Raw genomic sequence first — 14,011 nt, 5'->3', positions numbered from 1 at the left:
TGGTGCGGGATGCTTAATAGTTGAAAGTCTTGACCAGCAACAGGTCACCGATGGCCCGCAGGGGCACGATGAAGGTCTCGCGTTTTTCGTCGACGGTGTTTTCGTTGAGCACCAGGTTGATTTGCGAGGTGATGACCTCGTTCTGGTTACTGGTCTCATCGAAGTTATAGCCTTCGCTGCCGAAGTTGCCCCAATAGTTCACATAAACCAGGTAGGTGCCATGCAGCGGCGCAGTCATGGTGAACATTTCCGGGCCGGGGCCATCGACGCCGTCCGGGTCGAGGCCGCCGCCATTGGTCAACGCCGTGTGGGCGAAAAACGCATGCTGGCCGTCGGGGGTGATGATGTGCAGGTCGAGCTCGGCTTTCGGGTCGTCCCAACCGAGCACCACGCGAATCCGTGCCGGCGTGCGCAGGTCATTGGCTTCATAGAATTGAACGCGCTTGAGCGACTTGCCTTCGGCACTGCGCACTTCGACGCTGTTGGAACCCGCGCCAAACGCGTACGGCCGGGCGAAACGCCCTTCGTCGTCGGTGTACAGGTTCAGTGGATTGCCGTTGACCGCGAGGGTGTGCGGACCGCGTTGCGTGCCGATGGCCTTGAGCTGGCCTTCGATCATCGTGCGATTGCGCTGCACACCGCGGTCGATGGGCGGCGTGGGGTAGGCGACTTGCGGATTTTCGCTGCGATCAAGCAGGCCGTTATAGCGCCAGCCGCCGACCGGCTCCGACAGCTCAGCCGTCGGCTCGGCCCAGGCGGCGCTCGCGCAGGCCAGCCCCATCAACAGCAAAAGAAATGAACGCATGTGACGCCTCCTGCCATGCATAACGAAACCTTGCGCCCGATCCTCGGCGCGTTACAGATCCAAATACTGCGTTTCGTCAGAAAGACCCGTGACTATTGGGTCGTAGAAGGCGCGAAGGTTAGCGATTCGGCAGTTTTTTAACAATCGGATACCTCTTGATTTGCTGTAGGCATCACGAAGAAGTGGGGACGTGAGCCGAATAGCGACCTTATTCGGCTCACAAGATGAGCCGAATAAGGCTATTATTCGGCTCATTCACTTTGGAGTTACCCGTGGTCATGGCACCTCACTGGATTTGGCAACAGCCCGACTGGCCGAATTTCACCTGGCAATCCGAACGCCTGACGCCGCTATTGCGTGAGTGCGTACAGGCGCAAGGCCGGTTGATGGGCATGGCCAGTTCCGTGGATCGCTCACTCAGCGCACAGAACGAAATGGACGCGCTGTTACAAAACATCGTGACGTCTTCAGCCATCGAGGGTGAACAGCTCAACGTGGGCTCGGTCCGCTCGTCACTGGCGCGGCGCCTGGGCCTGGGGGTGGTCGATGGCGATAAAGTCAGCCAACGCAGCGAAGGGCTGGCGCAGTTAATGCTCGACGCCACTCAACGCTTCGCACAACCGCTGACACTGCCGCGGTTGCTGGAGTGGCATACATGGCTGTTTCCCGATCAGGACATGAATGTTGCCGCCCGTTCGATCCATATCGGCGAGCTGCGTGGCGATGAGCCGATGCAGGTGGTGTCCGGGCGACTGGACAAACCGACCATTCACTACGAAGCACCGCCACGCCTTGGGCTTGAACAGCAGCTCGATACGTTTCTTGCCTGGTTTGCAGCCAGCCAGAAGCAGGACGGGCTCGATCCCTTGTTGCGGGCCGGCATCGCGCACTTCTGGTTCGTCACCCTGCACCCCTTTGACGACGGCAATGGTCGCCTCACGCGAACCATTACCGATCTCGCCCTGGCTCAGGGAGAGGCGCAGGCGATCCGCTTCAACGCCATGTCAGCGAGCATCCTGGACGACCGCTCCAGCTATTACCGAGTGCTGGAAACCTGCCAGAAAAGCTCCACGGACATCACCGAGTGGTTGCAATGGTTTCTGCAAACCCTGCTGCGCAGCTTGCAGCAGGCCATGACGCGGATCGAAGCGGTACTGGGCAAGGCGCGCTTCTGGCAGGCGAATCGGGACGCAAAACTGTCAGCCGAGCAGATCAAGGTACTGAATCGCATGCTGGACGGTGGGAAGCGAGGCTTCGCGGACGGGATCAGCGCGGCTCAATATCAAGCCGTGGCGAAAGTATCGAAAGCCACCGCCACCCGCCATTTGACAGAGTTGCTGGAGAAGGGTTGTCTGCAACGCCTGCCCGGTGGCGGGCGTAGTACTCGCTATCAGGTCAGCTATCCGGATGACTCAGCATAATTAAGCCATAGGGTGAGCTTTAGCAGCTGGCGAAGCCTGCTGCTACAAAGGATGCGGTGCAGGTGATCCGGTTGCCGCCGGTGCTGTCGCCGAAATGCCCGGCCCATTTGCCCATAACCCCCATGTCTGCTAGTGTCGCGCCGGTTTAACGTCAACCGGAAATAGCCGCCATGGCCCGCAAAAAAGCTGCACTGGATTTCGAACAATCTCTCGCTGACCTGCAAACGCTGGTAGAGCGTCTGGAGAACGGCGAACTGTCGCTGGAAGACTCGCTGACGGCTTTCGAGCAAGGCATCGGTCTGACCCGCGATTGCCAGGCGGCGCTGGCCCAGGCCGAGCAAAAGGTTCAAGTGCTGCTCGAGCGTGATGGCGAGCTGGCCGAGGAACCCTTCGACGCGGATCAGCCAGAATGATTGCAGCGTATTCGGCGACCAGCCAGGCCCGTGTCAACGCGGCACTGGAAACCCTGTTCAACGCACCCAGCCCCGAGCTCGCCCGTCTCTATGAAGCCATGCGCTACAGCGTGATGAATGGCGGCAAACGTGTACGACCGTTATTGGCTTACGCGGCTTGCGAAGCGCTGGGCGGCAAAGCCGAGCAAGCCAACGGCGCGGCCTGCGCAGTGGAGCTGATTCACGCGTATTCCCTGGTACACGACGATTTGCCGGCCATGGACGACGACGATCTGCGTCGCGGCCAGCCGACCACGCACAAGAAATTCGATGAAGCCTGCGCCATCCTCGCCGGTGACGGCTTGCAGAGCCTGGCGTTCAGCGCCCTGCTCGACCCGCGCCTGAACGCAGCGGACGCCGAGACCCGCCTGCAGATGGTCAGCGCCCTGGCCGTCGCGGCAGGCCCGGCGGGCATGGTCGGCGGTCAAGCCATCGACCTCGGTTCGGTCGGCCTCAAGCTCGATCAAAAAGCCCTTGAGTACATGCACCGGCACAAGACCGGCGCGCTGATTGAAGTCAGCGTCAAACTCGGCGCCCTGGCCAGCGGCCGTGCCGAGAAGGACGAACTGAAAGCGTTGCAGACTTATGCACAGGCCATTGGCCTCGCTTTTCAGGTGCAGGACGACATTCTTGACGTCGAAAGCGATACCGAAACCCTCGGCAAACGCCAGGGCGCGGACATCGCTCGCGACAAACCAACCTACCCGGCCCTGCTCGGCCTCGACGCGGCCAAGGCTTACGCCCTGGAACTGCGCGATCAGGCCCTGCACGCACTGCGACCGTTTGACGCGGCCGCCGAGCCTTTGCGCGACCTCGCCCGCTATATCGTCGACCGGCGTAGCTGACAGCGTATCGGCCAAGTTAAAAGCAACGCGTGGGCAGGGGGCGATGCATCAGGTAAACTGCCGCATCTTTTATACCTATAACGATTCGCCTGATGCCCACGACGTTTCATGAGATTCCCCGCAAGCGCCCGACCACGCCCTTGCTCGACCGTGCCAACACGCCGGACGGCCTGCGCCGGTTAGGCGAAGCCGAGCTGGAAACCCTGGCCGATGAGTTGCGCCTGGAATTGCTCTACACGGTCGGTCAGACCGGCGGGCATTTCGGTGCCGGCCTGGGCGTCATCGAGCTGACCATCGCGCTGCATTACGTCTTCGACACCCCGGACGACCGGCTGGTGTGGGACGTGGGTCATCAGGCTTATCCGCATAAAATCCTCACCGGCCGTCGCGAGCGCATGGGCACCCTGCGCCAGAAGGACGGTATTGCGGCCTTCCCGCGTCGTTCCGAGAGCGAGTACGACACCTTTGGCGTCGGCCACTCCAGCACCTCGATCAGCGCTGCGCTGGGCATGGCCATTGCCGCCCGCCTGCAAAACAGTGATCGCAAAGCGATTGCCGTGATCGGCGACGGCGCGTTGACCGCCGGCATGGCCTTCGAAGCGCTGAACCACGCGCCGGAAGTGAACGCCAACATGCTGGTGATCCTCAACGACAACGACATGTCGATCTCGCGCAATGTCGGCGGCCTGTCGAATTATCTGGCGAAGATCCTTTCCAGCCGCACTTACGCCAGCATGCGTGAAGGCAGCAAAAAGGTCCTGTCGCGCCTGCCCGGGGCCTGGGAAATCGCCCGGCGCACTGAAGAATACGCAAAAGGCATGCTGGTTCCCGGCACGCTGTTCGAAGAACTGGGCTGGAACTACATCGGTCCTATCGACGGCCATGACCTGCCGACCCTGATCGCGACGCTGCGCAACATGCGCGACCTGAAAGGCCCGCAGTTCCTGCACGTCGTCACCAAGAAAGGCAAAGGCTTCGCACCAGCGGAAGTCGATCCGATCGGCTACCACGCCATCACCAAGCTCGAACCGCTGGACGCTCCGGCCGCTGCCCCGAAAAAGGCCAGCGGACCGAAGTATTCCGGTGTATTCGGTGAATGGCTGTGCGACATGGCCGCGTCTGATCCGCGTCTGGTGGGCATCACCCCTGCGATGAAAGAAGGCTCCGACCTGGTGGCGTTCAGCGAGCGTTTCCCGCTGCGCTATTTCGACGTGGCGATTGCCGAGCAACACGCGGTGACCTTCGCCGCCGGCATGGCCTGCGAAGGCGCGAAACCAGTGGTGGCGATTTATTCGACGTTCCTGCAACGCGGTTACGACCAACTGATTCATGACGTCGCGGTGCAGAACCTCGACGTGCTGTTCGCCATCGACCGCGCCGGCCTGGTGGGCGAAGACGGCCCGACTCACGCGGGTAGCTTCGACCTGTCGTTCCTGCGCTGCATCCCCGGCATGCTGGTGATGACGCCCAGCGACGAAAACGAACTGCGCAAAATGCTCACCACCGGTCACCTCTACAACGGTCCGGCGGCGGTGCGTTATCCGCGCGGCGCGGGTCCGAATGCGACCATCGAGAAAGACCTGCAACCGATCGAAATCGGCAAAGGCATTGTTCGTCGTCAGGGCAGCAAAGTCGCCTTCCTGGTGTTCGGCGTGCAATTGGCCGAGGCGCTGAAAGTCGCCGAGACGCTGGACGCGACGGTGGTCGACATGCGTTTTGTCAAACCGCTGGATGAAGCGCTGGTTCTCGACATCGCTGGCAGCCACGAGCTGCTGGTGACCGTCGAAGAAAACGCAATCATGGGCGGTGCTGGCGGCGCGGTCAGCGAATTCCTTGCCCGCGAGAACGTCCTCAAGTCGATCCTGCACCTGGGCTTGCCGGACCTCTATGTCGAACACGCCAAGCCTGCACAGATGCTGGCCGAGTGTGGGCTGGACGAGGCAGGGATCGAAGCGGCGGTGCGCGAGCGCCTGCAACTGCTCAAGATTTAACCTGCTGGATATACGCAATCCCCTGTGGGAGCGAGCCTGCTCGCGATAACGGACTGACAGTCAACAATTCCCTGACTGACACACCGTCATCGCGAGCAGGCTCGCTCCCACATTGGTTTTTTGTGATCTTCACATTTTGTTCGCTACAACGCGCCACAACGGACTGCCGATGAAACTCTCCCCCCTCGCCCTGACGCTGACCCTGCTGCCGGCCGGCCAACTGCTGGCCGACTCCTTCGAACGCGATCAAGCGTTGAAACTGCCCGACGTGCTGATCACCGCCAACCGTCAGGTCGAAGCGCGCAACGACAGCAGCGCCGCCAACACGGTGTTCACCCGAGAAGACATCGACCGCCTGCAACCGAACAGCATCACTGACCTGCTCAGCCGGGTGCCGGGCGTGCAAGTCGCGCAAACCGGCGGGCGCGGCAGTCTGCCAGGGGTTTACATCCGCGGCACCCAGTCAGCGCAAAGCCTGGTGCTGGTGGACGGTCAGCGCATCGGCAACTCGACCTCGGGCGACAGCAACCTGCAGCACATCAACATCGAACAGGTCGAGCGCGTGGAAGTGCTGCGCGGCTCCCGTTCGGTGATTTATGGCAGCGATGCTATTGGCGGGGTGATTCAGATTTTCACCCGCCGCGGCGACGAGCAAGGCCTGCAACCGCGGATGCACGTGGGTTTTGGCAGCAACCAGACCTGGGAGCGCAGCCTTGGGCTGTCCGGCGGCGACGACAAAACCCGCTTCAACCTCGGCGCCAGCCTCAATGAAACCGCCGGGATCAATCGCACGCACGAGTCGTACCCCAGCGACAGCGATCACGATGAATACCGTAATCAATCAGTCAGTTTCAGCGTCAGTCACGCGCTCACCGATGACTTGGAAATCGGTGCCAACGTGCTGGATAACCGGGGCAAAAGCGAGTTCGACAACCCGTTTGGCCGCTTCGATACCACCACCTTCGAGTCCGTACAGCAACAGCCTTACAGCGACTTCGAGGTGAGCAGCGTCAGCAGTTACATCGATGCGCGGGTTAACGACATCTGGAAAACTCGCGTCGAATTCGGCCACAGCGAAAACCGCGAGAAGACCCTCGATAAGCTCAGCGATGAACGCAGCGTCTTCAACACCTACCGCGACTCGGTGAACTGGCAGAACGACCTGACGCTCAACGACCGCAATAGCCTGCTTCTGGGCGGCGACTGGTACGAAGACCGGATCAACAGCACTACCGTGTTCGATGAAGACAGTCGCTGGAACCGTGCGGCGTTTGTCCAGCATCACTATCGGGCGGACAGCTTCTCCACCGAGCTGGGCTTGCGCCACGACGATAACCAACAGTTTGGCGGCCAGAACAGTTGGAGTGGCACCCTTACCTTGCCGGTGAATCCGGACAACGACGTGCTGCTGACCTACAGCGAAGGCTTTCGAGCGCCGACGTTCAACGACTTGTACTATCCGGACTTCAGCAACCCGGATTTGAAACCCGAAACGTCGAAAAGCTATGAACTGCAATGGCGCAGCCAGTTGACGGAAAACAGTCGCCTGGAAGCGTCGCTTTACCGCACAGACCTTGAAGACGCGATTATTTTCGGCAGCAACTCGCGGCCAGAGAACGTGGCGTCGGCGCGGATCAACGGTTTCGAAGCCGCACTGAAACAGGAACTGTTCGGCTGGCAGAGCAACCTTGGCGTGGCGATCATTGACCCGCGCGACCGCGATACCGGCCATACCCTGGCCCGTCGTGCACGGCGGACATTGAGCCTGGACCTGGATCGACAATTTGATCGCCTGGGCCTCGGCGCCAGTTGGCAAGCGGTCAGCAGCAGTTACGACGACTTGAACAATCAACAACCACTGGGTGGGTATGCGTTGCTCGGATTGCGCAGCAGTTGGGAGCTCGATCGTGAGATCAAGCTTGAGCTGAAGCTGGATAACGCGCTGGATAAGGGCTATAGCCGGGCGCTGTATAGCTATGAGGGCAGCCAGTATGGGTATCGCGAGGAAGGTCGGGCGTTGATGTTTGGGGTGACCTGGACACCGAAAATCTGATCTGAAGTCAGTGGTGTCAAGGCTTGCCCATGATGGCCGCGCCTCGGTCTCAGCGGTCTGGTGCGATAAGCTGGCAAAGCTTGGCTGTGGCCTCGACCATCTGCCCACTCGGCCGCTCCAGTCCCTTGTCCGACACCAGCAGCAATTGCCCCCGCGTCACCGCCGCCACCTGCGGCCACGCCTTCCACGCGTCGAGCTGGGCCTGATCACTGGCCAGAATCACCTCGGGATTGCGCTGCAACACCGCCTCGACACTGACCTGCGGCGCCGGCAATGTCTGATCGGCAAACACATTGCGCGCCCCACACACTTCCAGCGCATCACTGATGATCTGGCCACCCCCCACGGTGTACAGCGGCCGATCCCAGACCTGATAAAACACCCGCAACGGCTCGTCCCGTCGATAACGCTGGCGCAGGTTATCCAGTTTTTGTCGCAGGTCGGTCGCCAACGTCACGCCCCGCTCTGGCCGGCCGAGTTGCGTGGCGATGGCTTCGATTTGTGCAGCGAGTTGGTCGAGGGTGTGGGGTTCGGCGACGTAGGTGGGAATGTCCAGGCGCTTGAGCTGCTCACGCTGGGCGGGGCCAACACTGCCCGGCCAGAGCAGCAGCAAATCGGGTTTGAGACTGAGCAAACGCTCCATGTCCAACTGACCGTAGCGACCAACGGAAGGAAGGTCTTTGAGCTCGGCAGGACGCTCACCGGCATCCAGCACGCCAACCAGCAGGTCGGCTGAACCCAGTTCAACCACGATTTCAGAAAGAGATGGCGCCAGGCTGACGACCCGTTCGACGGCAGCCGCCGAGCCGCTGGCGGCCAACAGCAAAACCGCCAGCCAGGCCCGACGCATCAGCCGAGTTGACGCGGAATACGGTAGAGGTAGAACAGCACCGTGGTCGACAGTGCCAGCAGCACCAACGGCACGGCTTCGAGGCCGACGAACACCGCCAGTGCGCCAATCCAGGCCGGCAATGCAGCTGCCAGGAACGCGGTACGTCGCTTGGCGGCCAGGACGATCCAGGCAGCGGGTTCTTCAGGCGTATCGAGGGCTTTTTGCGTAGCGATCAGGGCGTGCTTGTAGCCACCGAAAAACTTCAGGCTGACAAACATCGACGCCACACCCGCGATGAACAGCGGCATCGCCAGCACCGGCAGGATCGCCTCGCCCTGACCGAACACGCCATTGATCACGAACAGCGGCAACAACGCCAGCGCCAGATATTGCCACCAACTGAACGACAACCGTCGCCGAACCTGACCGCGGGTCACGCCCGATCCGCCTCGCCCTGATGCTCGTTGCCCATCATGTGGTCGAGCTTGCTGGCCTTGGTCGCCAGGTAGAGTTTGTTGTGCGGGTTGTGACCGGTGTGCAGCGGCACGCGCTCGGCGACCACGATGCCCATGTCGGTCAAGGCTTTGACCTTGCGCGGGTTGTTGGTCATCAGACGCAGGGATTTCACGCCCAGGTGCTCAAGCATCGGCAGGCACATGGCGTAGTCGCGCTGGTCGGCAGCAAAGCCCAGACGCTCGTTGGCTTCAACGGTATCCGCGCCGCCGTCCTGCAACTCATACGCCCGGATTTTGTTCAGCAGGCCAATGCCACGGCCTTCCTGACGCAAATACAGCAACACGCCGCGGCCTTCACGGGCGATGGCCTGCAACGCGGCTTCAAGTTGCGAGCCGCAGTCGCAACGCTGGCTGAACAAGGCATCGCCCGTCAGGCATTCGGAGTGCAACCGGCCGAGTACCGGGGCACCGTCGGCGAACTCACCCAGACTCAGCACAACGTGCTCGCGCCCGTTTTCTTCATCGAGAAAGCCGTGCATGGTGAATTGCGCAAAAGGCGTTGGCAGCTTGGAAGCGGCGACGAAAACGACAGGCACCGGTGTGCTCCTGATCAATAAGTACTGGAGATTCGCAGACGCGGCATTGTAACAGCAGGTTCCTACAGACGCTTAGGCTGAATTATGGGGCATAACGATCAAAATGTTAGATCTCAGCCCTCTGACGCCCGATGTGTGCAGGCTCTGTAGCAGGGTCCGCGTTCAGTTCGCGTCGAACGGGTAAGGCTGTTTCCAGCGTTCGAAGATCGGTTTCAGTGTGCCGTTTTTTACCAACAGGTCCATGCGCTGGTCGAACAACGCCATCAACGTTCGGGCCGTGGGCGTATTGGCGAAGCACAGGTACAGCGGTAATTCAGCGATAGGTGTGCGACGGAACTGGGCAGGATCCTTGGCCCGTTTGACGATGTAATCAATCTCGGTCAGCGCGTCGATGTAAAAGTCGGCGCGGTTGTGCATCAGCATCGACAAAATGCCAGTGCGTCGTACGACTTCGTTGTAACGCTGCACATTGGGCAGGTATTTCTGGTATTCGTAACCGCGAACCCAGGCCAGACGATAGTTGCCGAGTGTCTGCGGGTTCGGTGCCGGATTACTCGCCAGGCCCAAGGCATAGATGTGATCGGTGTCGTAATTCCAGCGTGGATAAAGCACATCGCTGGCCTCGTCACGATAAGAACCGACACAGGCATCCACTTCACCGCGCTGGGCCAGGCCCACGGCGCGGGTGTACGGCTCAGTACGGAAGTCGAGTTTGACCCCGGCCGGCTCGAAGATAGCCCGCATCACGTCCCAGCCCAGGCCATGCCCGTCAGCAGCGGTATAGTTTTCCCATTCTTCGCTGGCCAGATGAATCACGGACGGCGTCGGCGCGGCATCCCCCGCCTGGGCGAGCGAGCAAACCATTGCAAAAACCACCGCCAACCAGCACCGAACCATCCCAGTCCTCTGCTTCGCCCGTCAGGCGAAAATCCTTACCAGCCCTTGCATCGCCAACCACGCAAATACACCGGCCAGCACGTCGTCGAGCATGATCCCGACGCCGCCATGGACATGCCGGTCGATCCAGCGAATCGGCCACGGCTTGAGAATGTCAAAGAAGCGGAACATCAGGAAACCCGCCAGCAACCAGTACCAACCTTCCGGCACCAGCCACAGGGTGATCCACATCCCGACCATTTCATCCCAGACGATGCCCTCGTGGTCATGCACGCGCAAATCGTCGGCCACCTTGCCGCACAGCCAGAAGCCGAACAGCATGGTGATGCCCAGCATCAGCCAGTAGGCCCAATCGGGCATCATTTGCCACAACGGGATAAAGGGTAGCGCAACTAACGAACCCCAGGTGCCCGGTGCCTTCGGAAGGGTTCCCGAGCCGAAGCCGAACGCCAGGAAATGCCAGGGATTGCGCCAGACCGAAGGCGGTACGAACTCCGCCGGGACCTGTTTGGGATGATCTGTCACGGTGTCTCCCGAAAATGTTGATAACCCCGGGTTTGCGGGGTGATGTCTTGTCCATCGGCATCCAGCAGCGCTACGCCCTGCCCCGTCACGACACACCCGACCACATGGATAGGCCAGCCTTCTGCCAGCAATGCCGGCAACTCGACGGACGGTAGGGTGAAGGCGAGCACATAATCATCGCCGCCGCTGAGGGCTGCGGTTTCGGCAGCTGATTGACCGAGAAAGGCCACTAACGCAGCCGACACGGGCAGCTTACTCCGCTCAAGCTGAATGCCGACCTTCGACGCCTGCGCGATGTGACCGCAGTCGGCGAGCAGGCCGTCGGAGATGTCCAGCGCCGAGGTGGCCTTACTACGCAGAGCCTGACCCAGCGCCAGTTGCGGCTGCGGTGACCAGTAATGCGCCAGCAGCGGCTCGGCAACGGCGGCGTCAGCCGTTCGCTGACCCAACACCAGAGGCAATGCCCCGGCCGCATTGCCCAACTCGCCACCCACGCACAACAAATCGCCGGGCTGGGCGCCGCTACGGGTCAGCGCCTGAGCGGCCGGCACACGACCGAACACGGTCATGGTCAGGCTCAGCGGCCCTCGGGTGGTATCGCCGCCCACCAGCGCCACGCCGCAGCGTTGCGCCATGAGGTTCAAACCACGGGAGTACGCCTCCAGCCAATCGGCGGTCACCGTCGGCAAGGTCAGGGCAAGGGTAAAGGCAATGGGGGTGGCGCCCATGGCAGCCAGGTCACTGACGGCCACAGCCAGCGAGCGCTGACCGAGCAGAAACGGGTCGCAGGGGTCTGCGAAATGCACACCGGCCACCAGGGTGTCGGTGGAAATGGCCAACTGCTCCCCGGGGGGAACAGCCAGCAAGGCGCAGTCATCGCCGATCCCGAGGGCAACGCCTTCGCCGCCTTGCGCACAGGGCGCGGCGGCGAAAAAATTGCGGATCAGCTCAAACTCGCCCATCGCGATATCAAGCGCAAATCAGCGCTTGAACGCCTTCACTTCAGCTTCACGCAGACGTGGGGCCAGCTTGTCGAGTACACCGTTGACGAACTTGTGGCCGTCGGTGGAACCGAAGACTTTCGCCAGCTCGATACCTTCGTTGATCACAACGCGGTAAGGCACGTCGACACGCTCGAGCAATTCCCAGGTGGACAGGCGCAGAACGGCCAGTTCAACCGGGTCCAGTTCTTCGATGGTGATGTCCAGGCAAGGCGTCAGGGCTGCATCGATCTTGTCCTTCTGAGCCGGAACCCCGTGAAGGATTTCGCGGAAGTAGGCACCGTCGACATCACTGAAATCGTTATCGACCCGGAACTGCGCTTCGATCTCGTTCAAAGACTGCTTGGCCATGTGCCATTGGTACAGCGCTTGGGTCGCGAGCTGACGGGCTTCGCGACGCTTGACGCTTTTCGATGGCTTGCCGGCATCCGCAGGCTTTGGATCGCGCGGGTTGAAACGATCGCTATCGTCGCTAATCACTTGGCCTCCAACTGCGCCAGCAGGCTGACCATTTCCAGAGCGGACAGGGCAGCTTCGGCACCTTTGTTACCGGCCTTGGTGCCGGAACGTTCGATGGCTTGCTCGATGGAGTCAACGGTCAGCACGCCAAATGCGACTGGAACGCCGAACTCCATGGACACCTGGGCCAGGCCCTTGGTGCATTCGCCTGCCACGTATTCGAAGTGCGGAGTGCCGCCACGAATGACCGCGCCCAGGGCGATGATTGCCGCGTATTCGCCTTTCTGAGCGACTTTCTGCGCAACCAGCGGAATTTCGAAGGCGCCAGGTGCGCGGATGATGGTGATGTCGCTTTCGCTTACGCCGTGGCGAACCAGGGCATCCACTGCACCGCTGACCAGACTTTCAACGACGAAGCTGTTGAAACGGCCCACTACCAAAGCGTAGCGGCCTTTAGGGGCGATGAAGGTACCTTCGATGGTCTTCAGGGTCATTCGTTAGATCTCTTAAAGAGCCGGGACGCGCTTTCTACGCGTCCCTCAGTGATTTGTTAGCCGCGAATCAAGGACCGGAAACAACCGGTCATTATTCGGAGGGCACGTATTCTACAACTTCCAGATCGAAACCGGATATCGCATTAAATTTCATTGGCGCACTCATCAGGCGCATTTTGCGCACGCCCAGGTCCCGGAGGATCTGCGAACCGGCACCGACGATGCTGTAGGTGGTCGGCTTTTTCACGGCCGCCTGATCGGCGGTTTCGCGAATGTGCGCCAGCAACACATCGCCATCGAGCGGGTGACCGAGCAACAGCACCACACCGCTGCCAGCCTCGGCAACCGCAGCCATGGCGGCGCGCAGGCTCCAGCGGCCTGGTTGCTTGACCATCAGCAGGTCGCGCAGTGGGTCCATGTTGTGCACGCGAACCAGGGTCGGTTCTTCGGCACACACATTGCCCAGGGTCAGGGCCATGTGCACGTCGCCTTCCACGGAATCACGATAGGTCACCAGGTTGAATTGGCCCAGTTCGCTGTCCAGCGGCTGCTCGGCAATCCGCTGAACGGTACGTTCGTGGATCATTCGGTAGTGGATCAGGTCGGCGATGGTGCCGATCTTGATGTCGTGTTCAGCGGCGAAAGCTTCCAGCTCGGTGCGGCGGGACATGGTGCCGTCGTCGTTCATCACTTCGCAGATCACACCGCTCGGCTCGAAACCGGCCATGCGCGCCAGGTCGCAAGCGGCTTCAGTGTGGCCAGCGCGGGCCAGGGTGCCACCGGCCTGGGCCATCAGCGGGAAGATGTGGCCGGGGCTGACGATGTCTTCAGCCTTGGCGTCTTTGGCTGCGGCCGCTTGCACGGTGCGTGCGCGGTCGGCGGCGGAGATGCCGGTGGTCACGCCTTCAGCCGCTTCGATCGACACGGTAAACTTGGTGCCGAAGCCGGAACCGTTGCGTGGCGCCATCAATGGCAGCTTCAGCAGTTCGCAGCGCTCGCGGCTCATCGGCATGCAGATCAGGCCACGGGCGTGCTTGGCCATGAAGTTGATGTGCTCGGGCTTGCAGCACTCGGCGGCCATGATCAGGTCGCCTTCGTTCTCGCGGTCTTCGTCATCCATGAGGATGACCATCTTGCCTTGGCGGATGTCTTCAACCAGTTCTTCGATGCTATTGAGCGCCACAA

Annotated in this window: 15 protein-coding genes; 5 read left to right on the top strand and 10 right to left on the bottom strand. The window is 61.1% G+C overall.

What is annotated here, in order from left to right; genetic code table 11:
• Positions 1-13: 13 nt before the first annotated feature.
• Positions 14-805, bottom strand: a complete 792-nt coding sequence (locus tag J2X66_RS26135) for a DUF2135 domain-containing protein (protein WP_310270424.1) — start codon at positions 803-805, stop codon at positions 14-16.
• 278 nt (positions 806-1,083) lie between these two features.
• Here J2X66_RS26135 and J2X66_RS26130 point away from each other — a divergent pair, with 278 nt between their 5' ends.
• The 5 genes from J2X66_RS26130 (at position 1,084) to J2X66_RS26110 (ending at position 7,567) form a co-directional block, all read left to right on the top strand.
• Positions 1,084-2,226, top strand: coding sequence for a Fic family protein (locus J2X66_RS26130; RefSeq protein WP_310270421.1), 1,143 nt, complete (start codon positions 1,084-1,086; stop codon positions 2,224-2,226).
• Positions 2,227-2,396: 170 nt separating this feature from the next.
• The gene (locus J2X66_RS26125) at positions 2,397-2,639 is read left to right on the top strand and encodes an exodeoxyribonuclease VII small subunit (RefSeq protein ID WP_007894317.1); all 243 of its coding nucleotides are present in this window, start codon (positions 2,397-2,399) and stop codon (positions 2,637-2,639) included.
• Positions 2,636-3,523, top strand: a complete 888-nt coding sequence (gene ispA, locus J2X66_RS26120) for a (2E,6E)-farnesyl diphosphate synthase (protein WP_310270418.1) — start codon at positions 2,636-2,638, stop codon at positions 3,521-3,523. The genes J2X66_RS26125 and ispA overlap by 4 nt, the downstream gene beginning before the upstream one ends.
• Positions 3,524-3,615: 92 nt before the next feature.
• Positions 3,616-5,514 carry a 1-deoxy-D-xylulose-5-phosphate synthase gene (dxs, locus tag J2X66_RS26115; protein WP_310270415.1) on the top strand — a complete coding sequence of 633 codons (1,899 nt, stop codon included), beginning with the start codon at positions 3,616-3,618 and terminating at the stop codon, positions 5,512-5,514.
• A 169-nt stretch (positions 5,515-5,683) separates the two neighbouring features.
• On the top strand, positions 5,684-7,567 hold the full coding sequence (locus tag J2X66_RS26110; RefSeq protein WP_310270412.1) for a TonB-dependent receptor domain-containing protein: 1,884 nt from the start codon (positions 5,684-5,686) through the stop codon (positions 7,565-7,567).
• Between the two features lie 49 nt (positions 7,568-7,616).
• Here the strand turns inward: J2X66_RS26110 and J2X66_RS26105 are convergent, their stop codons facing one another.
• From J2X66_RS26105 to ribBA, 9 genes are all read right to left on the bottom strand, one after another.
• Positions 7,617-8,417 carry a cobalamin-binding protein gene (locus tag J2X66_RS26105; RefSeq protein WP_310270409.1) on the bottom strand — a complete coding sequence of 267 codons (801 nt, stop codon included), beginning with the start codon at positions 8,415-8,417 and terminating at the stop codon, positions 7,617-7,619.
• Entirely contained in the window at positions 8,417-8,836 is a 420-nt protein-coding gene (locus J2X66_RS26100; protein WP_027924334.1) for a hypothetical protein, read from the bottom strand. Before J2X66_RS26100 ends, J2X66_RS26105 begins: the two co-directional genes overlap by 1 nt.
• Entirely contained in the window at positions 8,833-9,450 is a 618-nt protein-coding gene (gene ribA, locus J2X66_RS26095; RefSeq protein WP_027924335.1) for a GTP cyclohydrolase II, read from the bottom strand. Before ribA ends, J2X66_RS26100 begins: the two co-directional genes overlap by 4 nt.
• Before the next feature lie 162 nt (positions 9,451-9,612).
• A complete protein-coding gene (locus J2X66_RS26090; protein ID WP_310270407.1) occupies positions 9,613-10,347 on the bottom strand; it encodes a transporter substrate-binding domain-containing protein in 735 nt (244 codons plus the stop codon).
• 21 nt (positions 10,348-10,368) lie between these two features.
• Positions 10,369-10,872, bottom strand: a complete 504-nt coding sequence (locus J2X66_RS26085) for a phosphatidylglycerophosphatase A (RefSeq protein ID WP_123433385.1) — start codon at positions 10,870-10,872, stop codon at positions 10,369-10,371.
• Positions 10,869-11,834, bottom strand: coding sequence for a thiamine-phosphate kinase (gene thiL / locus J2X66_RS26080; RefSeq protein ID WP_310270403.1), 966 nt, complete (start codon positions 11,832-11,834; stop codon positions 10,869-10,871). The genes J2X66_RS26085 and thiL overlap by 4 nt, the downstream gene beginning before the upstream one ends.
• Positions 11,835-11,852: 18 nt before the next feature.
• Entirely contained in the window at positions 11,853-12,353 is a 501-nt protein-coding gene (gene nusB / locus J2X66_RS26075) for a transcription antitermination factor NusB (RefSeq protein ID WP_310270401.1), read from the bottom strand.
• Positions 12,350-12,826: a 6,7-dimethyl-8-ribityllumazine synthase gene (ribE, locus tag J2X66_RS26070; protein ID WP_003185938.1), complete on the bottom strand. Its 477-nt coding sequence runs from the start codon at positions 12,824-12,826 to the stop codon at positions 12,350-12,352. Before ribE ends, nusB begins: the two co-directional genes overlap by 4 nt.
• A gap of 91 nt (positions 12,827-12,917) precedes the next feature.
• Positions 12,918-14,009, bottom strand: a complete 1,092-nt coding sequence (gene ribBA / locus J2X66_RS26065; protein ID WP_310270398.1) for a bifunctional 3,4-dihydroxy-2-butanone-4-phosphate synthase/GTP cyclohydrolase II — start codon at positions 14,007-14,009, stop codon at positions 12,918-12,920.
• Positions 14,010-14,011: the final 2 nt, after the last annotated feature.

The sequence above is a fragment of the Pseudomonas sp. 3296 genome, assembly GCF_031456615.1.
GTDB lineage: Bacteria > Pseudomonadota > Gammaproteobacteria > Pseudomonadales > Pseudomonadaceae > Aquipseudomonas > Aquipseudomonas mucoides.
The sequence above is the reverse complement of the archived record's forward strand: the minus strand, read 5'-3'. Positions and strand labels throughout refer to the sequence as shown.

What these genes read in the sequence shown, in the direction of transcription:
- J2X66_RS26135 (WP_310270424.1), bottom strand. Translation starts at nt 805, where the DNA reads ATGCGTTCATTTCTTTTGCTGTTGATGGGGCTGGCCTGCGCGAGCGCC.
- J2X66_RS26130 (WP_310270421.1), top strand. Translation starts at nt 1,084, where the DNA reads ATGGCACCTCACTGGATTTGGCAACAGCCCGACTGGCCGAATTTCACC.
- J2X66_RS26125 (WP_007894317.1), top strand. Translation starts at nt 2,397, where the DNA reads ATGGCCCGCAAAAAAGCTGCACTGGATTTCGAACAATCTCTCGCTGAC.
- ispA (WP_310270418.1), top strand. Translation starts at nt 2,636, where the DNA reads ATGATTGCAGCGTATTCGGCGACCAGCCAGGCCCGTGTCAACGCGGCA.
- dxs (WP_310270415.1), top strand. Translation starts at nt 3,616, where the DNA reads ATGCCCACGACGTTTCATGAGATTCCCCGCAAGCGCCCGACCACGCCC.
- J2X66_RS26110 (WP_310270412.1), top strand. Translation starts at nt 5,684, where the DNA reads ATGAAACTCTCCCCCCTCGCCCTGACGCTGACCCTGCTGCCGGCCGGC.
- J2X66_RS26105 (WP_310270409.1), bottom strand. Translation starts at nt 8,417, where the DNA reads ATGCGTCGGGCCTGGCTGGCGGTTTTGCTGTTGGCCGCCAGCGGCTCG.
- J2X66_RS26090 (WP_310270407.1), bottom strand. Translation starts at nt 10,347, where the DNA reads ATGGTTCGGTGCTGGTTGGCGGTGGTTTTTGCAATGGTTTGCTCGCTC.
- thiL (WP_310270403.1), bottom strand. Translation starts at nt 11,834, where the DNA reads ATGGGCGAGTTTGAGCTGATCCGCAATTTTTTCGCCGCCGCGCCCTGT.
- ribE (WP_003185938.1), bottom strand. Translation starts at nt 12,826, where the DNA reads ATGACCCTGAAGACCATCGAAGGTACCTTCATCGCCCCTAAAGGCCGC.